Source organism: Undibacterium sp. MH2W, assembly GCF_049340215.1.
GTDB lineage: Bacteria > Pseudomonadota > Gammaproteobacteria > Burkholderiales > Burkholderiaceae_D > Undibacterium.
On record NZ_JBMPPA010000004.1, the window covers coordinates 32241 to 56650 of the forward strand.

General features: G+C 45.7%; 17 protein-coding genes, 1 tRNA gene and 1 pseudogene. 3 read left to right on the plus strand and 16 right to left on the minus strand.

Going from position 1 to position 24410, the window contains the following annotated elements; all coding sequences use genetic code 11:
• Positions 1–42: 42 nt before the first annotated feature.
• The 11 genes and pseudogenes from ACO0K2_RS10690 to ACO0K2_RS10740 all read right to left on the minus strand — a co-directional run bounded on the left by ACO0K2_RS10690 (position 43) and on the right by ACO0K2_RS10740 (position 13421).
• The gene (locus ACO0K2_RS10690) at positions 43–1290 is read right to left on the minus strand and encodes a type II toxin-antitoxin system HipA family toxin (protein ID WP_423018559.1); all 1248 of its coding nucleotides are present in this window, start codon (positions 1288–1290) and stop codon (positions 43–45) included.
• Positions 1274–1612 (minus strand): hypothetical protein, encoded by a 339-nt coding sequence (locus ACO0K2_RS10695; protein WP_423018561.1) that lies wholly within the window; start codon positions 1610–1612, stop codon positions 1274–1276. Before ACO0K2_RS10695 ends, ACO0K2_RS10690 begins: the two co-directional genes overlap by 17 nt.
• A 102-nt stretch (positions 1613–1714) precedes the next feature.
• Positions 1715–1861, minus strand: a pseudogene (locus ACO0K2_RS10700) (IS6 family transposase); the annotation flags it as partial.
• A 574-nt stretch (positions 1862–2435) separates the two neighbouring features.
• A complete protein-coding gene (locus tag ACO0K2_RS10705) occupies positions 2436–3140 on the minus strand; it encodes a hypothetical protein (RefSeq protein ID WP_423018563.1) in 705 nt (234 codons plus the stop codon).
• A gap of 18 nt (positions 3141–3158) precedes the next feature.
• Positions 3159–6506, minus strand: a complete 3348-nt coding sequence (locus ACO0K2_RS10710) for a hypothetical protein (RefSeq protein WP_423018565.1) — start codon at positions 6504–6506, stop codon at positions 3159–3161.
• Positions 6507–6508: 2 nt separating this feature from the next.
• Entirely contained in the window at positions 6509–7972 is a 1464-nt protein-coding gene (locus ACO0K2_RS10715; RefSeq protein ID WP_423018567.1) for a tyrosine-type recombinase/integrase, read from the minus strand.
• Positions 7973–8116: 144 nt separating this feature from the next.
• Positions 8117–8193, minus strand: a tRNA-Arg gene (locus tag ACO0K2_RS10720).
• Between the two features lie 213 nt (positions 8194–8406).
• Complete coding sequence (glmM, locus tag ACO0K2_RS10725) at positions 8407–9747, minus strand: phosphoglucosamine mutase (protein ID WP_423018569.1); 1341 nt, start codon at positions 9745–9747, stop codon at positions 8407–8409.
• Positions 9748–9768: 21 nt separating this feature from the next.
• On the minus strand, positions 9769–10611 hold the full coding sequence (gene folP, locus ACO0K2_RS10730) for a dihydropteroate synthase (protein WP_423018571.1): 843 nt from the start codon (positions 10609–10611) through the stop codon (positions 9769–9771).
• Between the two features lie 62 nt (positions 10612–10673).
• Entirely contained in the window at positions 10674–12563 is a 1890-nt protein-coding gene (ftsH, locus tag ACO0K2_RS10735; protein WP_423018573.1) for an ATP-dependent zinc metalloprotease FtsH, read from the minus strand.
• 213 nt (positions 12564–12776) lie between these two features.
• Complete coding sequence (locus ACO0K2_RS10740; RefSeq protein ID WP_423018575.1) at positions 12777–13421, minus strand: RlmE family RNA methyltransferase; 645 nt, start codon at positions 13419–13421, stop codon at positions 12777–12779.
• 102 nt (positions 13422–13523) lie between these two features.
• Here ACO0K2_RS10740 and ACO0K2_RS10745 point away from each other — a divergent pair, with 102 nt between their 5' ends.
• Positions 13524–14000 carry a YhbY family RNA-binding protein gene (locus ACO0K2_RS10745; protein WP_423018577.1) on the plus strand — a complete coding sequence of 159 codons (477 nt, stop codon included), beginning with the start codon at positions 13524–13526 and terminating at the stop codon, positions 13998–14000.
• A gap of 181 nt (positions 14001–14181) precedes the next feature.
• Here ACO0K2_RS10745 and greA read toward each other — a convergent pair whose 3' ends face one another.
• From greA to ACO0K2_RS10765, 4 genes are all read right to left on the minus strand, one after another.
• A complete protein-coding gene (greA, locus tag ACO0K2_RS10750; protein ID WP_423018579.1) occupies positions 14182–14658 on the minus strand; it encodes a transcription elongation factor GreA in 477 nt (158 codons plus the stop codon).
• 298 nt (positions 14659–14956) lie between these two features.
• The gene (gene carB / locus ACO0K2_RS10755; protein ID WP_423018581.1) at positions 14957–18175 is read right to left on the minus strand and encodes a carbamoyl-phosphate synthase large subunit; all 3219 of its coding nucleotides are present in this window, start codon (positions 18173–18175) and stop codon (positions 14957–14959) included.
• Positions 18176–18180: 5 nt separating this feature from the next.
• Positions 18181–19347, minus strand: coding sequence for a glutamine-hydrolyzing carbamoyl-phosphate synthase small subunit (carA, locus tag ACO0K2_RS10760; protein WP_423019383.1), 1167 nt, complete (start codon positions 19345–19347; stop codon positions 18181–18183).
• A 243-nt stretch (positions 19348–19590) separates the two neighbouring features.
• Positions 19591–19998, minus strand: a complete 408-nt coding sequence (locus ACO0K2_RS10765; RefSeq protein ID WP_423018583.1) for a GlcG/HbpS family heme-binding protein — start codon at positions 19996–19998, stop codon at positions 19591–19593.
• Positions 19999–20194: 196 nt separating this feature from the next.
• On the opposite strand from ACO0K2_RS10765, the gene ACO0K2_RS10770 reads away from it, so the two are divergent.
• Positions 20195–20737 carry a C40 family peptidase gene (locus tag ACO0K2_RS10770; protein WP_423018585.1) on the plus strand — a complete coding sequence of 181 codons (543 nt, stop codon included), beginning with the start codon at positions 20195–20197 and terminating at the stop codon, positions 20735–20737.
• A gap of 80 nt (positions 20738–20817) precedes the next feature.
• Here the strand turns inward: ACO0K2_RS10770 and ACO0K2_RS10775 are convergent, their stop codons facing one another.
• Positions 20818–21825: a patatin-like phospholipase family protein gene (locus ACO0K2_RS10775; RefSeq protein WP_423018587.1), complete on the minus strand. Its 1008-nt coding sequence runs from the start codon at positions 21823–21825 to the stop codon at positions 20818–20820.
• Between the two features lie 341 nt (positions 21826–22166).
• On the opposite strand from ACO0K2_RS10775, the gene ACO0K2_RS10780 reads away from it, so the two are divergent.
• Positions 22167–24233: a bifunctional 2',3'-cyclic-nucleotide 2'-phosphodiesterase/3'-nucleotidase gene (locus tag ACO0K2_RS10780; protein ID WP_423018589.1), complete on the plus strand. Its 2067-nt coding sequence runs from the start codon at positions 22167–22169 to the stop codon at positions 24231–24233.
• The last annotated feature ends 177 nt before the right edge of the window (positions 24234–24410 follow it).

Consider the following 24410-nt stretch of genomic DNA (forward strand, 5'->3'; position numbering starts at 1 on the left):
CGCTAAATTCCCCCCATCTATCGCCCAGTTAACCCAACGGCCTTAGTTCTCCAAGAGCGCAATGTTCTCCCGCATACGCGCGCGTAGCATCTCCTGCCATTCGGGCTCCAGCCAGTGAGCAACCTGGTCAAAACCCTTGCTGATACGTGTCAGTAGTATGTCAAGATAGCAACTAGCCTCGTCACTGCTATTGAAACCAAAACGATGGGCTTCGGTCAGTATTGCCGAGCGAGAAATGTCGAAACGCCCGGTTGACAGCTGCAGCGTCAACGTCCGCGGTGTCTCAACCGGATTTGGTACGACATCGAAAGCCGGTGCAAGACGCCAGCGTCGTTGCTCGTGTTGGTATACGACTGCATGATTTCGGACATGGTCATCATCATTTCCGCACACTGCATTAAAGACCATCCTGCCAAACAACTCGCGCCGATCTTCCACAGGAGCTCCTATGATGCGCAGTTCCTCCGCTAGACGTGGATAGCTAAAGAGGTCTGTTTGCGTTAACTTGTCTGGATACTCTGTCTGTAGTAGCGAGGCTGCGCTCACGCACATCAAGCGCCCGTCTCCATTTCGGTCATAGCGCAGCACGCGCACCGCACTAGCCCCCTCGGCGGCAGGATGCAGAACAGTTGCCGCAAAATCCAAGCCACTCGCAGCCCCCCATTGCTGGCCGACATGTTCGAGGCAAGGTATGTCAGCAATATCGCTGGCGATTCTAGGCTTGACCAGCCAGTACTGCCCCTCATTGTCGCGCAAGGTCGACTTGGGGCGAGCGCCCCCTACACTGGCAGTCTGTACTAAACGGCGGCGAAGGCGGACGTCAACTGCCGGCCGTTGCGCGCTCATAGCTGCCAGTTCTTGCACCAGCAGCGGTAGCTGGAATAACTTAGGGTAGGAAAGCTGGGCTACTGAAGGGGTAGATTTTGTGCCTACGGCGAGCGCGCCCCACCGGTCAGCGTTATTGGCCAAAATCAGATAGCGTGCCAAAGGTGTGCCTTCTGGCAGATTGTGCTCGCGCCGAAGCAGCGCCTGGCCCCATGAATCCGGACAAGCATCTCGCAGGACATCGTGCAAACCATTGTAGCGTGTAGCTGGCCGCTCGTCCTCCGGGCGGAAAGGCAAGTTGACCGGGTCTATCGCCCAAGTGTGACCCGCATCAACATAACTGGGGGCGTACTTAAATCTACCCAAGCTTGCGACGGGTCCAGCAAGATAGCGTCCGACCGTGATCCACTCTCCGTTGTCTGGACGTTGCAAATAAATGAATAAGGGCTTAGAAGTATTCAGCATCTACTTCCCCTCCTCGTTCTTGCCGGCTGAGTTTTACTCTACGTTGGGGAGAATCGGACCACAGAGAAGGTGCTAGCACAGGTATAGCATCCTCAAACACGCCCAAAATCAACAATGCAGCGAGGTAAGCGCCAGCCGCTGTACCTGGGTCGCCTCGTTCCATACGGCGCAAGGTAGCCTCAGAAATACTCATTCGCACGCACAAGTCGGCTGCCGTTATGCGCTGGCGTAAGCGTTGCGTGTGGATGCAGCGCCCCCATGTGCTCAGTCGCTCCCGTACCAAAGTTGGCACCGTATCCACGTTCAAGAGCTTCTTAGGCATACGTGAATCCCATCATAAAAATCGTGTTATAGAGCATAACATGATTTTTATGAGGGCTTCTAGATTTAGTGATAAGCCATGCTTGATACGAAACGAAGAGCTTTTATATTTTCTGAATGTTTTTTCGATGAGAGGCAGAAACCGGATTGCCCAGCGGTTGATAGAGGAATTGTCGACAAAGGCGCCACGTTCCTGCATCAACTCTTCGAGATTGCGGTAGCTGAGTGGGTAAGCTGCATCCCGAACGCATTTTTTGGAGTATGCCTAGGCGCATCCGCGCTACCCACAAACTTGACGAAAAGGGGTCAGATTGTCGGTAAAACGGCCTCGGAGTGCGAACTACCCACAGAGTGGTGGGTTTAAAAGTAGTAACCCTAGCTGTTTTACTCACTCACACGCTACTACCAACACTTTTTAGTCCGGATAACCGTTTTGAGTGACCTAGTAGCTGCTGCACGGTTTCTAAGTTCACTCCATTGCGTAATGTCTATTAAACTAGGGGAAGTCCAGCTGTCGCTCTCCCGTTCAATATCTGGAAGACTGGATGAAGAAACAAAATCAAGAGAATCTCGCTGCATGACATTCAACTGATGGTGAACTAATTATCAAGGGAAGCTCAGTTATGGTAACTACTTTAACATTAACTTCCAAGACGCAGAACCCTTCTAATTTTTCATTTAACGGCTGAAAAATTTCAGTAATTACCCTAGGATCACCGTGCCCCAAAAAAAATTGTTCGCAAGACTTGACAAGATTTACATAAAACATAACTTTTTAAATTATTAAACCCCTTTTTTGCCTCGGAGTTCTTGCTGTTCAATGCTTACCTTTCCCCAGCAAACGCTGACGCATGTTTTTTTAGCCACTCAAAGTATGGCGACGCCACATCTTCTCCAACGATAACGTTGTTGGCCCTTCTTTTTGACTTATCAATAATACGATTTGTTTCAAAATCCACAAATAAAATGTCACTAAAATTCGTCAGTAGTGCACTGATCACTTGACATGAATCTATAAATTTTGATTCTAATTTTAGCCATTCACTTTTATCTTTCTGGTGCGAATTTTTTTCAATTTTCGAATTAGGATTGAGTCCTTTTGTAACCGAGGAACTTTCTAGCGTTGCAACATGTTGTCTCAATCGCCTATTTTCATTTTGGAGATTGGATAATTCGAGTGAGGCTAAAAGCGCTTTTGACTGCTCCAAAGGACTATCTTTAATCCTAACTGTAGTCGCATTCTTCAATCCTTTGCTCGGGTTTTCCGCAAGATAATTTAACAAAAGAGATTTATATCTACCGTTGCGAAGAAGAGTCGTATTTGAACAATTTTTTACTGAAATTCCAGCACGCTTCTCACTGATACTTATATTTTTTGCTACTGCTTTCGATAAATCGGTCAAACAATCGTATTTTTGTTTACTTTCACGAGCAGCGAGCAAATATAGCTCTATGGCTTTTTCTCTACGTAGTTGCATCTTTTCTTTAGAACCAGCAAAAGGATTAGCTACTTTTTTCTTTTCAGCCATTTTTAACCTTCCTAAAAACTATTGCTCATCATCAAGCAATCGGATAGATCGTACAACATTGGGGAGACCAATTAAATGCTGATCGGTGTCAAGCAATAGACGTATATCATCAATACTTAACTTATGAGCTGCGACGTAGCTGCGCAGTACTCCAGCGCATTCAGCGGCTGGATTTGCGGGCATTCCGCCTGAAAATGCCTCAGATATCGTTGCTGGGTCGCTAGCAAGTATTTTTCGTCGATATAAATCGAATTTTGCTTTAACGCTTGGGCTTTGAAAATTAGGATATTGAATCGATTCCTGTATGCGGGACAAAATATAGTTTGTCGTATCGGTTTGTACAGCGACTCTCTGCAAATCTTGTTCAATGATTTCTGGTTTTTCCACCACCCAAGTGCGAGTATCGTCACCAGCAACTACTCGTAACCTTTGCATTTCAAGGGTTTCAATACAAAACTGTAAACCGACCAAATCTTCACCAAGAGTTTGTCGCTCAAGCTCGAGCATATCAAGCTCCTGTTCAGTGTAGCCACCTTCCGCTTTATCAATCTTCTCACTCAATTCCAACAACATTTCGAGTGTATACTTGGCCCGCGCGACCAACGCGGGAAGGTGATCAATTGATCTTACTGCGTAAGAGCACAACGAACACCGTCGAGTCCCTTTCAGTTGAAGAAGCACCTCCTTAGGACATTCATTTGAATACGGACAAATCTCAGTCTTATTAAACGCAGCTTCTCCAATACCCCTTTTTCTTATTACATCGATCCCATTAACCTCACCTTCACCAAGAGTGACACTGATGCAACCATATCGAGATATAGTTTCATCAAAGTCAGTTCTCAAGCTTTGTGCTAATTTGGAGTTAATGTTGTCTGGCTTGATAAAGGATGCATCTGAACTGAGATCGCCATCTATAAATCCTCTGACTTGCTGCTCAAATGCTCTTCTAATTAAATCATGCTTCTGCTCACCTCTGAGGCCTTCCAGATCATCAGCTTCAGTTCGAACGTAATGAAAAACTGTTTTTCTATTTTGGCCAGTAATGTATTTACCGATTATTTCTGGTTGCAAATAACTGATGAATTCACTGACAACTGTAACTCTGCTTGAATGTGGTGTAATTTCAGTTTGAACCTTAAGTGGGCATACACCCTCTTCTAGATTCGAAAACTCCTCAAGTTTTTCCCATTCGTTCCGATCATTAAACTTGATGCCAGGCGGTCTTAGCTTACATAGGATGTAAGGGCTCCCGACAGGAGTCCAAAACTTTGGGATTTGAGCCTGGAAGCCCAGTAACAGTTTATTCCAAGCATCTGCGTAAGTATTGTCGCTGTGCGGCAATCCTGATTTTGGACTATAAGAAAAAAGAGGCCTAAACTTTGGATAAACTGTTTCTTTATTATCGTTATAAAATTGAAACTTATTGAAGGAGGGCTCATCAATCATGTCCCTCCACTCTCGTTGTAAGCGCAAAAGCTCAATAACGCGAGTACTAACCAATGGGTTAAATTGTTTTTTGTTTGCCTTGTCACTATTTACGTGTAAGAGGGTATAACCTTGCCCATCATCTTTGGAAATCTGATCGAATAAATCACCATCAAGCCACTGTATATGATGATGGCGCAACCCAGTATAGAGTGCGACAAGAATTTGATTTAAAGCATGGGGACGGAGTAACTTTGATCTCTGTCCAGTTTTTAACCGATACCACTCAGCAGAAATTGGCATCGGAATAAATTCCACCTGAAGCGACTTACCATTTGCTTGATAACTCGGAATCTTGAGTTTGAATTTTTCCTCTGCCTGTTTTGTATTTATTATGTAATTAAATTTCGTTAAACTATAAAAATCGGATGGTGTAATTTCACCAGATAACATTTTTTGGTTTATTCGGTAGGCATAATCCCTCACACATTCGATGTAGTTAACCATCGCCGAGAAAACTTGCCGAGGAATTTTAGCCTTATTTGTTCCTTGACTTTTAGTTAGTACCGGGAAATCTAATTTTGAAAATGGTTGCTTAAAGTTTTTACAATGTGGCAACTCATCAGCGTATGTCACAAGATACCCAAAAAAAATCTGAACCTGTTTCAAATATCCGTAAGTGGTTTCGGGTTGATGCCCGTAATGCTCCTGCCTCAACTGCATAAATTCCACAAAAGTGTGTGGCGCTTTCGATATTTCAATGTCCTTATTTCGCGAAATAAAAGTAATGCCCACCAAGTTATTTGGAGTTGAAGGAAATTTTAATTTGGTAGAAGGATTTTCGTGAAACCAATACGGCAAATAATAAAATAGATACAGATTGAAGTAACCAATTGCAATCAAGGGCTGCGAATAATCTTCTCGCCTCACGACACTGAAATAATTTTTGTACAGTCCTAACCAAGTCGACGTGTTCGCCCTCATATCAAAATCTAACCCCGGTAGCGCGAAGGTCTGTGACAATTTATCTGGGAAAGCAAGAGATGGTGGAAGTTGGACAACCTCAAGATAATTAGTAAGCGAGCTGTTGTCGTGACTTAAATTACTAAGCCCTTCAAGTATTTTCCGACTCTGACTGTGTTCGATCAAAATATTGTCCCAATCTGCTGGAGATATCGTAATTCGATCAGGATATTTGCGTTTTAACACATCAAGAAGTGTGCGATAAACAGATATAAATTCAGTGCCCTCTGCCGCCGCGGTCTTCAACTCCAATAGGCCATCGTAACTAACGTCCTCGGGGACGCGCCAACCAGTCGCTAAAATTAATCTAGTTGCGTAAGTGCGGAACCATTGACGTCTATTCGGATTTGTTCCAACCGCAATAAATGCCTCGTCCTCAATATTGTCTACATTTACCTCCATGCCTCGTATAAAGCAGAGTAGCTCTGCACTCTTACAAATAATCTGGTCGTAATCGGAAATTCTCACACCTAACTGCCTATGAATCGGCCAAGTGAAATTGCTAGGGAGAGTTACTACGCCTTCGCAATGTAAGTTAACGAGAAAAATACCTATCCCAGTCTTTACGTACGGCCTGTAGGTTTTTTTATATTGTTGCCGAGGAAAATGGTTACATAATGTAAATTTTTCAAACTGCTGCATTGTAATTTTACTAGTCTGTTCGTCGAACGTAGCATAGGCATTTCGTAAATATGCCTCGTCTAACTTTGCAGAACTTTTCAGTACGCAATCTAAGACGAACAAAGGATATGCCGCATTTAACCTTGAGCGAGTAGAAATCTGCCGAAAATCAATTGACTCATTCTCGTACACTTCTAAAAGAAGAAGTGCTGACTCATTTAATGCCTTACGAATAGCAACATTTAAAGCATTGCCTGTCCTATTAATGACTAGATTTCGAGATAGATTCATCATTCTTATTTCTCTAAACTCAAGTTTTTTGACCTTCTTTCAAAATCAGCCATTTGCTCTCTCATTGCGTCTAATTTTTGATCGACGAATGATCGAAAATTTCCATCTTGATAAATTAGTATGTTGGCATAGTGAATTTGTGCATTAATCAAATCAATATCGTGCGTTGCATATTTTTCGGTCGAAGCAATCTTTTTATGCCCCATGATTACCCTCACAGTAGCCATAGGAAGTCCATACCCCCCGTTTTTACGAGGGAAATAATTTAACAGATAACTTCCATATGCATGCCTGAACGAATGCGGTCCTTTAACCGATTCAGGAATCCCTGCCTTCCTCGCTGCTGATTTAAATATATCTTGTCTCGAAGTTGGAGCAGTAAGAAAATATGGTCTTCCACGTGCGTCGTCACGTGCAAGCACTTGGAACAAAAAAGTATGCCTATTGTGCGGAAAATATTCGTGAATAAAGTAAAGCTTAAGATTTTCAAAAAATAAAGTAGCAAAAGGCTCTATTAAAAATCCCACTTCGCTTTCACGCCCTTTCCAAGCTAATCTCTGTCTATCAACTGGGTCTAAAGCTGTGTAACTTGCATGATTCAACCTTCGACGGGGATCAATGAAAAGTACTTTATTGTTCGATGGGTTCTTTGAATCTAATACTACGTCTTCGATAAGTAATTGCAATGCCTCATTTGAGCGACAGCCAGATGCTGCGTAGAGGGCGTAGAGTGCTTTATCCCGATAAGTAGTGAGAGCTGCGATAAAATTAAACGCTAAATCGAGAGGAAAAGCTTTTCCTGAGTCATATTTAAGAACTTCACTAGTCTGAATTGTTTTGTTAAGTTTCAATCCACCAAAATGGTTTTTAGTAGCACTTTGAAAAAATGAGTCTTTTTTAATCGCATTGATTTCATGAACTGTTCGTGGAACTCCTGAGTTGACTCCATCAAATAATGGTGCAAAATCCACCTTAACATCATCGTCTAAAAGACCTAATTTAGAGAGTTCTGCATCCTCTCTTCGTAATATTTCTGATAGGTTTAAAAAAGCCCTTAAAGCGGAATGCTTACGAGCAGAGGTATTTTGTGAGCAGAGTCGCGGGGGCAAAGTCTTGGAAACGCGTTTTACTAAATCTATTCCAGAATATTCGCCTAAGACTAGATAATCATGCCAGCTTTCGATGATTCTTTTGAGTTCGCTTTTTTTTAGAGAATTTCTTTTTTCATCATAATCGCCGATATAAGTACAAGCCTCAAAAAAATAATCATAAAAACTGGCCAAATCTCTGCAATAGGCCTTGCGAGTATTTAATGAACAATTTTTTAGACTATTAGCAAAGAAAGCAAATGCTGGAACCTCGCCGCTCGGACCAAGCAACTTGTAAGCGCTTCGGCCATCTTTTTCGTACACAATAAGTGTGACATTTTTCTTACTTCTAATGCCCTTCGGTTCCATATTGAATCCCATTCAATCTTCAATGTGCACCAAGGAAGAATAGTCAACGCTTTGAGGAGATTCAAGGAAGATATTACCTTTGTTCAACAAAAGTAATAAAAGAAAATAATCACAGACAAATACTAAAATCTTAAGTCTATGATTTTAAATGATTTTTGGTCCACCCTACACGAATCGAACGTGTGACCTACAGCTTAGAAGGCTGTTGCTCTATCCAACTGAGCTAAGGGCGGAATTTATTTCACCGCAATTGTAATACGCACTTGGATCAACCTGTAATAAGAACCTGCGACCCCGAGCTTAGAAGGCTCGTGCTCTATCCAACTGAGCTATGGACAGTTTTGTTCCCACACCACGAATGGTGCTGGAAAACTGAAGGCTGAATACTACATGTTTATCGCCCTAGTTTCAAGAATAGTCTCGATTCCATGAGCGATAAATGGCATTTATTTGTCGATACAAGCAACTAGGCGACGAGCACAGGTGCTGGCGAGATCGCTGTCATCCGCTTCCACCATGACACGAATTAAAGGCTCAGTTCCTGAGGCGCGAATCAAGACACGACCTCGTCCTTCTAGCTCGGCCTCCACCTTCGCTTTTTCCTCATTCAACAACACATTTTTCTGCCAGTCGAAACCCGGAGTTACACGTACATTGAGTAAAACTTGTGGGAACAAATGTAGTTGATCGAAGCACTCATCCAAGGATTTGCCACTGCGACGCAGCGCAGAAAGTACCTGTAAAGCGGAAACAATGCCATCACCTGTCGAGTGCTTATCAAGGCACAGCAAATGCCCTGAACCTTCGCCTCCAAGCATCCAATCACGCTCACGCAATTGTTCGAGAACATATCGATCACCCACTTTGGCACGAGCAAAGCCAACACCCAGTTTTTTGAATGCAATCTCAACAGCCATGTTTGTCATTAAGGTACCTACAACCCCAGGTACAGGCCCAATGGCCAAGCGATCCATCACCATCAAATACAGCAATTGGTCGCCGTTGTAGATCTTCCCGTGTTTATCGACCATGATCAAACGGTCTGCATCGCCATCAAGCGCAATACCAAGATCTGCGTGATTAGCACGAACTGCAATAGCAAGGGTATCTGGCTCAGTCGCACCAACCTGGTCATTAATATTAGTGCCTGTTGGTGTGTTACCTATCGCGATAACTTCCGCACCTAATTCATGGAAAACATGTGGAGCGATGTCATATGCAGCTCCATGCGCGCAATCAACAACGATTTTTAAGCCGCGAAGATCTAACTCTGACGGAAAAGTACTCTTACAAAATTCAATGTAGCGACCATTCGCATCACGCAGACGGTGTGCTTTACCTAAATGATCCGAGCTGACGCATTCCATTGGCAAATCCAATTGCGCCTCAATAGCCAACTCGACTTCATCAGGAAGCTTGTTACCCAGTGCCGAGAAGAATTTAATACCATTGTCGTAGTACGGATTGTGTGAAGCAGAAATAACAACCCCGGCAGACAAGCGTAAAGCGCGGGTCAAATACGCAACGGCAGGTGTAGGCATAGGACCAGACAACATCACATCGACGCCAGCAGCCGCAAATCCCGCTTCTAATGCCGCCTCGAGCATATAACCAGAAATACGCGTATCTTTGCCAATCAACACCGTCGGTCGCTTCACATCGGGACTTCCGGCTTGGGCTAACACCTTACCCGCTGCATAACCCAAACGCATCACAAAATCAGGCGTGATTGGTGCAACACCAACTTTGCCACGAATTCCATCTGTCCCGAAATATTTTCTTGTCATTTTATTTCCAATTTTCAATCATCAAACGAGTAGTGCTTGCCATACTTTTAATGCATCGACGGTTTCAGCAACATCGTGAACCCGTACAATCTTTGCGCCACATTGCGCGGCTGCAACAGCTGCAGCCAAGCTTCCTGCGAGACGTTTTTCTGTCGGTTTGCCTGTTATTTCACCAATCATTGTTTTTCGCGATACACCGACCAAAACGGGGAGCTGTAACTCTTTCCCTAAACGAGTGATGTCTTTATATAAACTAATATTATGCGCCAAAGTTTTACCAAAACCAAATCCTTGATCAATGGTGATGTTTTGGCGAGGAACACCGGCACTCACTAAGGTATCGACCCGTTCACATAAAAACGCCGTCACCTCATCATTAACATTTTCATAACTAGGACGTTGCTGCATCGTAGCAGGCTTATCTTGCATGTGCATGACACAAAGACCAACATCGCCGCCCGCGACCGCTTTAACGGCAGCCTGTGAGCGAAAACCTTGGATATCGTTAATCATATCGATACCTGCCATCATTGCCTCCACCATCACCTCTGGCTTATAGGTGTCGATCGACAAAGGCTTACCACAATCCCTTAATGCAAAAATAACCGGCATGACTCGCCGCAATTCTTCTTCAAGAGGGAGAACCACGGAACCAGGACGACTTGATTCACCACCGATGTCAATAATGTCCACACCGTCCTCAATCATTTGCTCAGCACGAGTGAGTGCACTATCGAGATCAAGAAAATGTCCCCCATCCGAGAAAGAATCGGGAGTGATGTTGAGAATCCCCATCACTAAGGGTTTGGCGCGCTCATCGCCTAAAGAAAAACGATAGCGCCCACATTGAAAATAGTCAGTCATAAAAATAAAAGGCGAGGAACAATCCTCACCTTTTCTAAAATTAATTCAACAATACAAGGTAATCAGGCTGGTGCAGTAGCATTAGGAGAAACGCCACCGGAACTGTTGTCTGATGAAGAACGACCAGTCGACTGTCCAACTTTAGGTGGGCGAGGTGAAATGCCATTCATAATGTCATTCACTTGATCTGCATCAATCGTTTCCCAATCCAACAATGCTTTGGTCATGACTTCAACTTTATCGCGATTCTCTTCCAACAAACGACGGGCAAGCGCATATTGTGTGTCGAGAATCGAACGAATCTCAGCATCGACCTTTTGTTGCGTCGCTTCAGAAATCGTTTTAGACGCCATGCCAAAGTAACCTTCTTGCTGGCTATCTTCGTACACCATCACGCCCATGCTGTCCGACATACCGAAGCGTGTCACCATGGAACGAGCAAGTTTGGTTGCACGAGAAAAGTCATTAGACGCGCCAGTCGACATTTGTCCGACGAAAATTTCTTCAGCAATACGACCGCCAAACAAGATAGAAATTTCTTCGAGCATTTTGTCTTTATAGCCGCTAATCTGATCGTGCTCTGGCAACTGCCACGTCAAACCGAGCGCAAAACCACGCGGCATGATCGTGACTTTATGTACTGGATCCGCTTTCGGCATTAATTTTGCAATCACAGCATGACCAGACTCGTGGTATGCAGTATTACGACGTTCTTCTTCGCGCATGACCATCGACTTACGTTCAGGTCCCATGAAGATCTTGTCTTTTGCATCTTCAAAGTCAATCATTTCCACCAGACGCTTATTACGACGTGCAGCGAATAATGCGGACTCATTCACGAGATTGGCCAAGTCTGCACCAGAAAAGCCAGGAGTACCACGCGCAAGGATGTCTGCTTTCACGTCAGATGCGATAGGCACTTTTCTCATGTGAACGTTCAAGATTTGTTCACGACCACGAATATCAGGCAAACCGACGGACACTTGACGATCGAAACGACCTGGACGTAACAAGGCCTTATCCAATACATCAGCACGGTTAGTTGCTGCAATAACGATGACGCCAGAATTAGCTTCAAAGCCGTCCATCTCAACGAGCATTTGGTTTAATGTCTGTTCCCGCTCATCATTGCCACCGCCCATGCCTGCTCCGCGATGACGACCAACAGCATCAATTTCATCAATGAAGATGATACAAGGCGCGTGCTTTTTCGCATTTTCGAACATGTCGCGGACACGTGAAGCACCGACACCGACAAACATCTCAACGAAATCCGAACCAGAAATCGTGAAGAATGGTACTTTTGCCTCGCCTGCAATCGCGCGCGCCAGCAATGTTTTACCCGTACCTGGAGGCCCGACCATCAAAACACCACGGGGAATACGGCCACCCAGTTTCTGGAATTTCGTAGGATCACGCAAGAAATCAACCACTTCGGTCACTTCTTCTTTTGCCTCGTCGCAGCCTGCAACGTCGGCGAAGGTCACGTTGTTGTTCGCGTCGTCCAGCATACGGGCTTTGGACTTACCGAAAGAGAATGCCCCGCCCTTCCCGCCGCCTTGCATTTGGCGCATAAAGAAAATCCATACGCCAATCAACAGGAGCATCGGGAACCAAGAAATGAACACCTGAGATAAAAATGATTGCTCTTCAGGTGGTTTATTATCAAATTTAATACCGTTATTAACGAGATCGCCGACAAGACCGCGGTCAAAAATCGTTAATTGAGATTTGATTTTTTTGCCTTCGGTCGTTACCGCTGTCACGGTACGGTTCGCATCATCAATTGTTGCTTCTTTGATATGCTTGGACTTTACCTCATCCAGGAATTCAGAATAAGGCACAGAAGCCATTCCAGATGTACCTGCTTTTCCTTCAAACTGCTTGAAAAGCATAAAAAGCACCATGGCAACAACTACCCATATAGCCGCTTTTGAAAACATGTTATTCACGAGAACTCCTTGGGCGCAAGTTACGCCATTTGATACTGTAATCAGTCATTCTACCCCCAATAGGCAGAGCTTGCTAGGGAGCATATGCTGCCAACATTGAGGATTATCAAGAGTAAAAAACGCTCACTTCTTAAAACTATCGCTCCTGAGCAAATCGAAGCGTATTTTCTGTGCCATCTGATGATGAATTTCTAGAAAGTAGGCTTATCCAATTTATTCTGGGTGCTTCAAGCCTTTGCCAAGTAAGAAAATCTCTGATGATTTGTCTTTACTCGCCTTTGGCTTCTTGTTCATCACAACTTTAAACTCTTCTTTGAAGATATCTACAATCGTATTGTAACTAGGTCCGTGAAAACATTTTACCAACAATGCGCCGGTCGGTTTTAAGTGTGCTTTCGCAAAACTCACTGCCAACTCGATAATATATTCCACCCGAGCAGCGTCCACCGTAGAGTTACCCGACAAATTCGGTGCCATATCCGATAGGACTAGATCAAGTTTTCGTCCAATGAGACGAGACTCAAGGGCATCAAGCACCTCATTCTCACGAAAATCGCCTTGAATGAACTGTACATCTGCAATGGGCTCCATGGGTAACAGATCTAATGCAAAGATCTCGCCAACGATCCCACCCCCCTCTTTTCCGGCTAATTTATTTCGGACGTATTGAGACCAGCTTCCGGGAGTTGCACCTAAGTCAACAATCACTTGTCCGGGTTTAATGAGCTTTTCAGCCTCATCAATCTCTTTTAGCTTGTAAACGGCGCGCGCACGGTAGCCTTCTTTTTGTGCAAGTTTCACATAAGGATCATTTATATGATCGTGAACCCAATTTTGATTGAATTTATTCTTTGCCATTCGCGTAAAATACTGCTTTTAAAGGAAAACTATACATTTCCCGACTAATTGATGTCAGGCAATGTGTTTATCGTGCAACCGTTGGATGCACAAGGAAAAATTATGTTAAAACTTACACCCGCCGAAAGAAGCGAACTCAGATCCGAAGCCCACGCCCTCAAACCAATCGTTTTGATTGGTGAAGCAGGACTCTCTCCATCCGTCATCAAAGAAATCGATGCAGGCTTAAATGCCCACGGTCTGATCAAAGTGCGTGTTTTTGGCGACGACCGCGAAGCACGTATCGCGATGTACGATACCATTTGCGCCGAGCTCAAAGCAGCGCCAGTACAACATATCGGAAAACTTTTGGTCATCTATCGTCCAAAAGTAGAAGGCACGAAAGAAACGAAGCTTGTCAAAAAAGGTCGCGGAATGCGCGAAGTCACTATCGTTAAGCCTAGTCCAAGTGGCACGAAAAAGCCAACCGTTTCTAAGGTTATGGTTAAAGGTAACGAACGCGTGACTCAGGGTGGCAATATCAAACGTGCCAAACCGCGTCAAACCAGCGCCAAGAAATCTGCATTAAGCAACGCTTAAAAAATACTACGAGCACCAGATGGCTATCTGGTGCGCTGTAACAGCCCGACCTAATAAAACGGTCGGGATTGTTATTTCATCGTGCCGAACTCTGCCATTTCCTTCTTAATTACATTACAAAGAAGACAGCTTGCCTCACAGCACATCGCGTCATAAATAACGACGCGACAACACGCATCAATTAGATGTATAACACATCCAAAATTTCATATTCGCGCACACCTGCTGGCGCTTGTACGCCAACAACGTCACCAGCATACTTGCCGATCAGCGCACGAGCAATCGGCGATGTAATCGATACTTTACTCAATTTAATATCTGCTTCATCTTCGCCAACGATTTGGTAACTGACTTTTTGCTCTGTTTCCAGATCTTCAAGATGAACCGTCGAACCAAACACAACACGACCTTCCGCATCGAGCGTCGTCGGATCGATAATTTGTGCCGAGCCTAGCTTACCTTCCAGTTCTGCAATACGTCCCTCGATAAAAGCCTGACGCTCTTTGGCTGCATCGTATTCTGCATTTTCAGATAAATCACCCTGAGCACGCGCCTCAGCGATCGCATTGATCACGTCCGGACGTTCTTTGGTTTTCAGATTGTGCAATTCTTGTTTTAACAACTCTGCACCGAATTTGGTGATAGGTACTGTACTCATTTCATTCACACTCATAAAAGTCAGGGATAACTCAACATCGCCTCGATCATACTGGGCCAATATCAGCCATGTCCTTACGATAGAAAAAACCCCTCCTCTTCCATCATCAAACCATGGAAGCGAGCGTGGTCAACATCGAAAGTCGTGGTCGCTATTACCGCTAGGGCAATTTTGCGTCAGTCCTAAAAGTAAAAATACAGAGGTCACATTCAACACCAGCCTAAGCGATGTCTTTTGCAACCTCTGTATCAAAGATGCAGTATCTGGACGTTTTCATTTCCAGATACTGTGTTTTTTATCAGTTTAAAGTCTTATGCAGCCCTTGTAAATCATAAACATTCAATTCACTCAAATGCCGCATACCTTCGACTGCCGCCTCGGCACCAGCGATCGTCGTAAAGGTGGTCGCACGTGCAATTAACGCTGACGTACGAATCGCACGAGAATCTACGATCGCATTACGTTTCTCTTCTACGGTATTGATCACCATCGCGATTTCGTTGTTCTTGATCATATCAACAACATGCGGACGACCTTCAACCACTTTGTTCACGATCGCAACTGGAATGCCTGCGGCAGAAATCGCCGCAGCGGTCCCTCGTGTCGCAACAACAGAGAAGCCAAGTTCAACGAGGTCTTTTGCAACCTTCACACCCCTTGGTTTATCGCTATTCTTAATACTCAGGAACACTTTGCCAGATGTTGGCAGTTTCACGCCAGCACCTAATTGCGATTTCACAAACGCTTCGCCAAAGGTTTTACCTACACCCATGACTTCACCCGTTGATTTCATTTCAGGACCGAGAATCGTATCAACACCTGGGAACTTCACGAATGGGAAGACAGCCTCTTTCACACTGAAGTAAGGAGGAACGACCTCAGCACCAATACCTTGTGAATCAAGAGATTGACCGACCATACAACGCGCAGCAATCTTTGCCAACTGCAAGCCAGTTGCCTTAGACACGTACGGTACCGTACGCGATGCACGTGGATTTACTTCCAAGACGAACACGACATCTTTGCCGTCTTTTTGTTGGATAGCGAACTGCACATTCATCAAGCCAACAACGTTCAGACCTTTGGCCATCAAAGCCGTCTGGCGCTTCAATTCAGCGATCGTTTCCTGAGACAGAGAGTATGGTGGCAATGAACATGCGGAGTCACCAGAGTGAACACCCGCCTGCTCGATATGCTCCATGACGCCGCCAATAAATGTGCGCTGTCCGTCAGACAAACAATCGACGTCCACTTCGATCGCATCATTCAAGAAGCGGTCCAACAGTACAGGAGAATCATGTGATACTTTGACCGCTTCACGCATATAGCGTTCGAGATCGCGTTGCTCATGGACGATTTCCATTGCACGACCACCCAACACATAAGATGGACGCACCACCAATGGGTAACCGATTTCTTGTGCTAATTGCAGTGCATCAGCTTCTGTACGTGCAGTACGGTTAGGCGGTTGACGCAGACCTAAGTCCTGCAACATTTTCTGGAAACGCTCACGATCTTCAGCAGCGTCGATCATGTCTGGTGAAGTACCAACGATAGGCACGCCATTCGCTTCCAAGTCCAACGCCAGCTTCAGTGGTGTCTGACCACCATATTGCACGATGACGCCAACTGGTTTTTCTTTATCAACGATTTCCAGCACGTCTTCGAGTGTCAGTGGTTCGAAATACAAACGGTCTGACGTGTCGTAGTCTGTGGAAACTGTCTCAGGGTTGCAGTTCACCATGATGGTTTCATAACCATCTTCACGCATTGCAAACGCTGCATGAACGCAGCAATAGTCAAACTCAATACCCTGACCGATACGGTTTGGACCACCGCCCAAGACCATAATCTTTTTCTTATCCGTTGGGTGCGATTCACACTCTTCTTCGTACGTCGAATACATGTACGCAGTGTTCGTTGCAAATTCACCTGCACAGGTATCGACGCGCTTGTAGACAGGGCGAACATTCAGGCTACGACGCAGGTCGCGAATGACTGTATCCGTTGTGCGCAACAATTTTGCCAGACGACGATCGGAGAAACCTTTTTGCTTCAGTTTCAACATCATGTCTTTATCGATGCTCGACAACTCTTGCTCATCCAACCACAGTTCGATGTCAACGATATCTTTGATCTGCACCAAGAACCATGGATCAATGTGCGTCAGTTGATGAACTTCTTCTAAACTGAAACCTTGTGCAAACGCATCACCCACATACCAGATACGGTCTGGACCTGGCTCACCCAGTTCTTTTTCCAGCGTTTCACGGTCTTGTGTTTTTTCATTCATACCGTCCACGCCGACCTCCAAACCGCGCAACGCTTTCTGGAAGGATTCTTGGAACGTACGACCAATTGCCATGACTTCGCCGACGGATTTCATTTGTGTCGTCAAGCGATTATCTGCTTGCGGGAATTTTTCAAATGCGAAACGTGGGATCTTAGTGACGACGTAATCGATTGATGGTTCGAATGAGGCTGGCGTAGCACCGCCAGTGATTTCATTACGCAATTCATCCAGTGTAAAACCAACCGCCAACTTGGCAGCGATCTTCGCAATTGGGAAACCCGTTGCTTTTGATGCCAACGCCGAAGAGCGAGATACGCGTGGATTCATCTCAATAACGATCATGCGACCATCAGCAGGATTGACCGAGAACTGAACGTTAGAGCCACCTGTATCCACACCGATTTCACGCAATACCGCCAATGAAGCGTTACGCATGATTTGGTATTCTTTGTCTGTCAGCGTCTGTGCAGGTGCAACGGTGATCGAGTCGCCGGTATGGACGCCCATCGGATCCAAGTTTTCAATAGAGCAAACGATAATGCAGTTATCCGCCTTGTCGCGAACCACTTCCATTTCGTACTCTTTCCAACCGATCAGTGATTCTTCGATCAACAGTTCGTTCGTTGGGGATGCTTCTAAACCGCGTTTGCAGATCGTTTCAAATTCTTCTGGATTGTAAGCAATACCGCCGCCAGTACCACCCATCGTGAACGATGGACGAATAATAACTGGGAAGCCCACGTCTTTTTGCACCGCCCACGCTTCATCCATCGAATGCGCAACACCTGAGCGTGCAGAACCGAGACCAATTTTGGTCATCGCATTTTTAAATTTCAGACGATCTTCTGCTTTGTCGATCGCTTCTGGTGAAGCACCAATCAACTCGCAATCATACTTCGTCAACACGCCATTGCGATGCAAATCCAATGCGCAATTGAGGGCAGTCTGACCACCCATTGTAGGCAAGATAGCGTCTGGGCGTTCTTTGTCGATGATGCGTTCAACAACTTGCCATGTAATTGGTTCGATGTAAGTAACATCTGCCATTTCTGGGTCTGTCATGATGGTCGCTGGGTTGCTATTGACCAAAATGACGCGATACCCCTCTTCGCGCAACGCTTTACAAGCTTGTGCGCCAGAGTAGTCGAATTCACACGCTTGTCCGATGATGATAGGACCAGCGCCGATAATTAAGATGCTTTTTATGTCGGTACGTTTTGGCATTTTTATTATTCTCCTGATTTAGCCTGTGATTTTGCTGCACTCATCAGTGCCGTAAAGCGGTCAAACAGGTAGGCAATATCATGCGGACCTGGCGACGCTTCAGGATGCCCCTGGAAGCAGAATGCTGGTTTGTCTGTGCGCGCAAAACCTTGTAAAGAGCCATCAAACAAAGAAACGTGCGTCACACGGCAGTTTGCTGGCAATGACGCCGCGTCTACTGCAAAACCGTGATTCTGGGAAGTGATCAGTACTTGCTTGCTATCCAGATCTTGCACAGGATGATTTGCACCATGATGACCGAATTTCATTTTCAGGGTTTTTGCACCTGATGCGAGCGCCATGATTTGATGTCCCAAGCAGATACCAAATGTTGGAATGCCTTTTTCGATCAACTCTTTGGCCGCTGTAATCGCGTAGTCACATGGTTCTGGATCACCAGGCCCGTTTGACAAAAATACGCCATCAGGATTCAGCGCCAACACATCAGCAGCACTGGATTGCGCGGGCAACACAGTCACTTTGCAACCGCGCTCCGCTAACATACGCAAGATGTTGCGCTTCACGCCAAAATCAAATGCGACAACATGGAATGTCGGGTCGGACAACTTACCATAACCCTGACCTAATACCCACTCTGCCTCAGTCCATTCGTAAGCTTGCTTGGACGATACCACTTTCGCCAAATCCATACCGGACAAACCAGGGAACGATTTTGCCAGCGCGATCGCTTCTTCAGCGTTCTTACCAACCAGAATCGCACCACCCTGCGCACCTTTTTCACGCAAGATACGTGTCAAACGGCGGGTATCGATACCAGCGATTGCGACGATATTTTGGGAAATCAGATATTCAGAGAGGGATTGTTCAGAGCGGAAATTTGAAACCAGCATCGGCAAATCTTTAATAATCAGACCAGCGGCGTGGATTTTTTCAGATTCAACGTCTTCAGCGTTGACGCCGGTGTTGCCAATATGCGGATAAGTCAGAGTGACGATTTGGGAGCTATAACTTGGATCGGTCAGAATTTCTTGGTAACCAGTCATAGAGGTATTAAAAACAACTTCACCAACAGTATGACCGGAAGCACCGATAGAATAACCAGTGAAAATTGTTCCATCGGCGAGAGCTAGAATAGCTGTGTTCTGGCCGGAACGAAGAAGGGACTGCGGAATGGGCAGCAAGGGCAACTCCTGTATTGTTACCGCCGCTGCGACGCCCCAAGCTTTCTATTTTCAAACAGGCCGCGGGCTAACGCCGAGCGACCTGAAAAAGATGATGGAGCGATGTGGATTTGGGTAGGCGCTACGGCGAGATTTCGAATTAGTTAAACCCTCGAATTATAGCCCAAAAACGCCCCCCAGGCAATCAAAAACACGAGGAAATCGAGCCGACATCCTCATGCTTCGTGCCAGCTCTTACAGACCTAACGCTGCAACCCCTGCTTTAGCGATCTGAGCATCCTCAGAAGACTTCACGCCAGATACACCAATCGCACCAACACAGTGCCCATCAACAAACACTGGAACACCACCCTCGAGCATCCCTTCGATCAGCGGTGCGCTTAAAAATGAGTACCGTCCATTATTGATAATGTCTTCGTAGATCTTAGACTCACGCTTACCCAGCGCAGCTGTCGTCGCTTTTGCGGGCGCAATGTGCGCAGAGATTGGCGCGACACCATCAAGGCGCTGCAACCACATCAAATGACCACCGTCATCCACGATGGCGATCACGACCGCCCAATTGTTGGCCAACGCTTCAGCCTCAGCGGCTGCAGCCATTTTTTTGACGTCTTCTAATGTGAGGATAGGTTTTGTTTGCATAGTGATCTCCCTTTTGAACAGTGCGGCGATTGTACGCGATGCCAAAATACTTGCGTGTAAAAACTGTTTTGATTAAAGTTCATGTCTTTAAGTTAATAAGCTGGCACAGCGCGAGACCAGCCCGAATTCAGCCTAAAGGTTTACATTGTTTAAAAGTTCGCTTAAAGTGAAGCGGTTTTATTCCCTGAGTGCAAAGATGCTAACGAATGTTTCCAAAATATACAGAAGTGCCGCATTAGTGCTAATCGCTGTCGCCCTCCAGGCCGCCTCTTGCACTCCTGCCTTAGCTACTGATAATCCATTCCCAGAATCCTCTACTGCATTTACCAAAATCCAAGAAATCCGACAACGCGCTTCTGATTTAACGATGAAAGCCATGGATTTTATGGGTATCCGCTACAAGCGCGGGGGCAACACACCTGAAAACGGACTCGACTGTAGTGGATTTGTCCGCCTCGTTTTTAAAGATGCCGTCGGTGAAAACTTACCGCGTACTGCAGCAGAAATTAGTCGTGTCGGTGAAAATGTCGACCAAAAAGATTTACAACCCGGCGACTTAGTTTTCTATAACACATTAAAACGAGGCTTCTCCCATGTCGGAATTTACCTCGGGGATAATAAGTTTATTCATTCCCCCTCGGCTGGAGGACAAGTTAGAGTAGAAAGTATGGATCTCGCCTACTGGAAAAAAAGATTTAACGGTGCACGTCGGATCACCGAAGAACCAGCGAAGCAATAACCAGGTAGCATGCGCACTAAATAAAATGCCTCCACGCGGAGGCATTTTTCATTCTATCGATCGATCTGCGAACAGTCACACTACCGGTCTTGCATCGCCTTGATCTTTTGCTTCAATTCTGGAATCAACGCCATTGCCGCCCGTTCTCCCGCCAGCATAGCGAGATTTCTTCCAGCAAAATCACTACCCTTCATGCCTGGCAAATCCGGGCGAATCACGACATCCGCCCGCTTTAATTCATATTGGTTAATACTCTGCCCCATAATGGTGACGGTTTGTAGCAAAATATCGATGGTACTCCCCCCATTTTGCCCCTCAGGTTGCTGCGAAATATTCACTGCAATGACCAAATCTGCACCCATGTCTCTAGCGAACTGAACGGGCACGGGGGCAACAAGTCCGCCATCAACATATTGTCTCCCGTTAATCGTCACGGGCTGAAACACAGCCGGCACCGCCGATGAGGCACGAACAGCAGCACCAGTGTTACCCCGTTGAAACAGCACCGCTTTGCCAGTCGACAAATCAGTCGCGACCGCGCCAAAAGGTTTCTTTAATTTTTCGATTGGGACCTGACCAACCATACGGTTCACATAGGCCTGCAGTGCATCCCCTTTTAGGACCCCACTCGACTTAGAAAAAAGAGGGAGCGACCAGTCAGAAATCGTCGCCTCATCCATATCAAGCGCCATTTTTTGTAGAGCGAATCCATTATTACCAGCTGCGTACATCGCGCCAACAACACTTCCGGCACTCGTACCAACGACAATATCCGGAAAAATGCCTTGAGACTCGAGCGCTTTAATCACGCCAATATGGGCAAACCCACGCGCTGCACCACCACCAAGCGCCAACCCAATTTTGACCTGACGCGGTGTTTTTTGAGACACTGACACAGATGGGGGCGTCGGTGCCGATGTTTGTTCTGGCACGGTCGCGCAAGCAGTGACTGTTGCAAGCAAAAACAATGTCACTCGCTTCGATTGCAATACCTCGTTCGAGAGCGACTCAACAGCAGAAATAAACTGTGATTTAGTCCGCAAAAATGAAGAAATGAATATCTGAGAATAGTGCTGCATTTTCAGCATGGTGCATCCATAAAAGAGCATTAAAAACGACCGCACGGGCCACAAAGAACCACGGGATTATAAAGAGATTACCCTGACGCAGCAGACTGTTACAAAAAAATTTATAGCATTCTTTAGAAACTTAATTTTCATTTTTGAACATTTTTTTGAAACTATATAAATCTTTTATTATTTTTTTGGTATTTCTTTTTATTATCATTAATGAGTAATTTGTCATTAACTTGACACAATTAATCCAGATAATTGCGCGGTCTACCCATGTATCTCAAAGACAATTAAATCCGAATTCAATCACTTTCTATAAATGCGCAAACGATTGCGCACCTACTTTAAGAGAAAATATGAAGAACTCACCGTGGATCCCCTCACTGACAATTCTTGCGCTAACGGCATGCGGAAGCAGCACCACTGCACCGCAAATTCCAGAAGGCACGACGTTAAAGGTTGCATTATTAGAAACGACTGATTTGCACCAAAATGTACTTAGCTATGATTACTACGGCCTAAAACCGGACGCGACACTCGGTCTTGAGAGAACCTCCACACTCATTAGCGGTGCGCGTGCAGAGAACCCAAACAATGTGCTACTCGACGACGGTGACGTCATTCAGGGGACATTGCTCGGTGACTACCAAGCAGTGGCCTCCCCTGTTCCTTGCAGTGGCACGATGGCTATTCATAAAGTAATGAACGCACTGAAGTACGATGGTGGCGGGATTGGAAACCATGAGTTCAATTATGGTCTGAATTTTTTGGGCCAAATTACCAACACCAACTTCGGCATAACCGGCGTTACCGCACCAAGCAACTGCGGCGCCCCGACATTCCCACTCGTACTCGCCAACGTTGTCAACGCAACAACACAAGCGCCTATATTTAATCCCTACTCCATCATCCCGAAAAAATTTACCGGTACCGCACCCGATGGCTCAACAGTGAATGTCACTTTAAATGTGGGCATTATGGGTTTTGTTCCACCGCAAGTGATGGACTGGGATCAAAAAAATCTTGCTGGCAAAGTGATGGTCAATGGCGTCGTCGAAACAGCCACAAAATACGTACCAGAGATGCGCTCAAAGGGCGCCGATCTGGTCGTTGCACTCTCCCATGGCGGCCTCGATGCGTCTCCATACAGCCCAAAAATGGAAAATGGTAGCTTGTACTTGAGCACGACTGGCATTGATGCACTCATGCTCGGCCATTCGCATCTCATTTTCCCTCAAGCGAAGGAACCAGGCGCAGCGAGTATTGATGCGTCGTTGAAGAATCTACCGGGTGTCGACAACATCAAAGGGACAATTAATGGTATCCCTGCTGTGATGGCACAAAGTTGGGGACGTCGCCTAGGTATCATTCAAATGACATTGAAATACCAAAGCGGTAAGTGGGTAGTCCAGCCAGATCAAACAAATGTTGAAGCACGCGGCTTTACCTACACCGACGGTAAAACAGCGATTGCTGCCGACCCAACCATTGCACCATTGGTTGATACAGAACATAAGGCAACCTTGGCTTACGCGGCTCAACCACTCGGCACGACAACAGATTTTGAAATGTCTGCATTCTTTGCTTTAGTAGGTGACGTGAGCGCAATCCAAATTGTGAATCAGGCACAGATTAATTACGTCCAAAATTTCATCGCCAACTCAACTGATGCGACTATCGCAAGCTACAAGTCGATTCCAGTCATTTCTTGTAGTGCACCATTCAAAGCAGGACGTAACGGTGCAACAGATTTTACAGATGTTGCACCTAATGCGACTCCTGCCAATCCGTTTGCACTGCAAGTCCGCAATCCAGGCGATTTGTACTTGTATGGAAATAACAATTTGCAAGCAGTCAAAATTCAGGGTTCAGACCTGAAAAACTGGCTGGAAAAATCGGCAAGTCAGTTTGCGCAGATCAATCCTGCGTTGACGACGGAACAAGACTTGGTGCCATCGTACTCAACGATTTATAACTATGACGTCTTTTACGCCACAAACAACGCACTGCAATACCAGATCGACGTAACACAACCAGTTGGCAGCCGCATCGTTAACCTGACCTATGCAGGAAAACCCGTTGCACCAACGGATAATTTCATTGTGGCGACGAACGATTACCGCGCTGGTGGCGGTGGTAACTTCCCAGGGATTGACGGTAGCAAAACAATTATCAAATCCCCGGATGCCAATCAAGCAGTCGTAAGTAAATATCTTGCGAGTCTCGGCAAAGTTACGGCAGCAGCAAATGGTACAGGTCAGAGCTGGAGTTTCGTGAAAACGGTCACCCAAGGTCCCGTGATTTTGCGTTCTGTGACTGGAAAACTGCCCGTCGCAAAAGCAGCAGGACTGAACCGCGTTGTCGCTGAAGGTGCCTTGGATGCGAATGGTTATGCAAAGTACCAGATCGACCTGAGTAAATAAGCGAAAAAAGGATAAAGTCACACCGAACATGTTCAACCAATGAGGTGTGATTTGTTGAACGAGTAGCGTGTGCTCTTGCTTCTGCAGGAGCACACTTCACATTTGATACAAAAACAATGTCAACCACTCTCCGAATTATTCAATCTAGCCTCGTCGCCTTACTCTTTTGCGCTTGTA

What these genes read in the sequence shown, in the direction of transcription:
- glmM (WP_423018569.1), bottom strand. Translation starts at nt 9,747, where the DNA reads ATGACAAGAAAATATTTCGGGACAGATGGAATTCGTGGCAAAGTTGGT.
- ACO0K2_RS10770 (WP_423018585.1), top strand. Translation starts at nt 20,195, where the DNA reads ATGCTAACGAATGTTTCCAAAATATACAGAAGTGCCGCATTAGTGCTA.
- folP (WP_423018571.1), bottom strand. Translation starts at nt 10,611, where the DNA reads ATGACTGACTATTTTCAATGTGGGCGCTATCGTTTTTCTTTAGGCGAT.
- ACO0K2_RS10745 (WP_423018577.1), top strand. Translation starts at nt 13,524, where the DNA reads ATGTTAAAACTTACACCCGCCGAAAGAAGCGAACTCAGATCCGAAGCC.
- ACO0K2_RS10710 (WP_423018565.1), bottom strand. Translation starts at nt 6,506, where the DNA reads ATGATGAATCTATCTCGAAATCTAGTCATTAATAGGACAGGCAATGCT.
- ACO0K2_RS10690 (WP_423018559.1), bottom strand. Translation starts at nt 1,290, where the DNA reads ATGCTGAATACTTCTAAGCCCTTATTCATTTATTTGCAACGTCCAGAC.
- ACO0K2_RS10775 (WP_423018587.1), bottom strand. Translation starts at nt 21,825, where the DNA reads ATGCTGAAAATGCAGCACTATTCTCAGATATTCATTTCTTCATTTTTG.
- ACO0K2_RS10740 (WP_423018575.1), bottom strand. Translation starts at nt 13,421, where the DNA reads ATGGCAAAGAATAAATTCAATCAAAATTGGGTTCACGATCATATAAAT.
- carB (WP_423018581.1), bottom strand. Translation starts at nt 18,175, where the DNA reads ATGCCAAAACGTACCGACATAAAAAGCATCTTAATTATCGGCGCTGGT.
- ACO0K2_RS10765 (WP_423018583.1), bottom strand. Translation starts at nt 19,998, where the DNA reads ATGCAAACAAAACCTATCCTCACATTAGAAGACGTCAAAAAAATGGCT.
- ACO0K2_RS10695 (WP_423018561.1), bottom strand. Translation starts at nt 1,612, where the DNA reads ATGCCTAAGAAGCTCTTGAACGTGGATACGGTGCCAACTTTGGTACGG.
- ACO0K2_RS10705 (WP_423018563.1), bottom strand. Translation starts at nt 3,140, where the DNA reads ATGGCTGAAAAGAAAAAAGTAGCTAATCCTTTTGCTGGTTCTAAAGAA.
- ACO0K2_RS10780 (WP_423018589.1), top strand. Translation starts at nt 22,167, where the DNA reads ATGAAGAACTCACCGTGGATCCCCTCACTGACAATTCTTGCGCTAACG.
- greA (WP_423018579.1), bottom strand. Translation starts at nt 14,658, where the DNA reads ATGAGTACAGTACCTATCACCAAATTCGGTGCAGAGTTGTTAAAACAA.
- ACO0K2_RS10715 (WP_423018567.1), bottom strand. Translation starts at nt 7,972, where the DNA reads ATGGGATTCAATATGGAACCGAAGGGCATTAGAAGTAAGAAAAATGTC.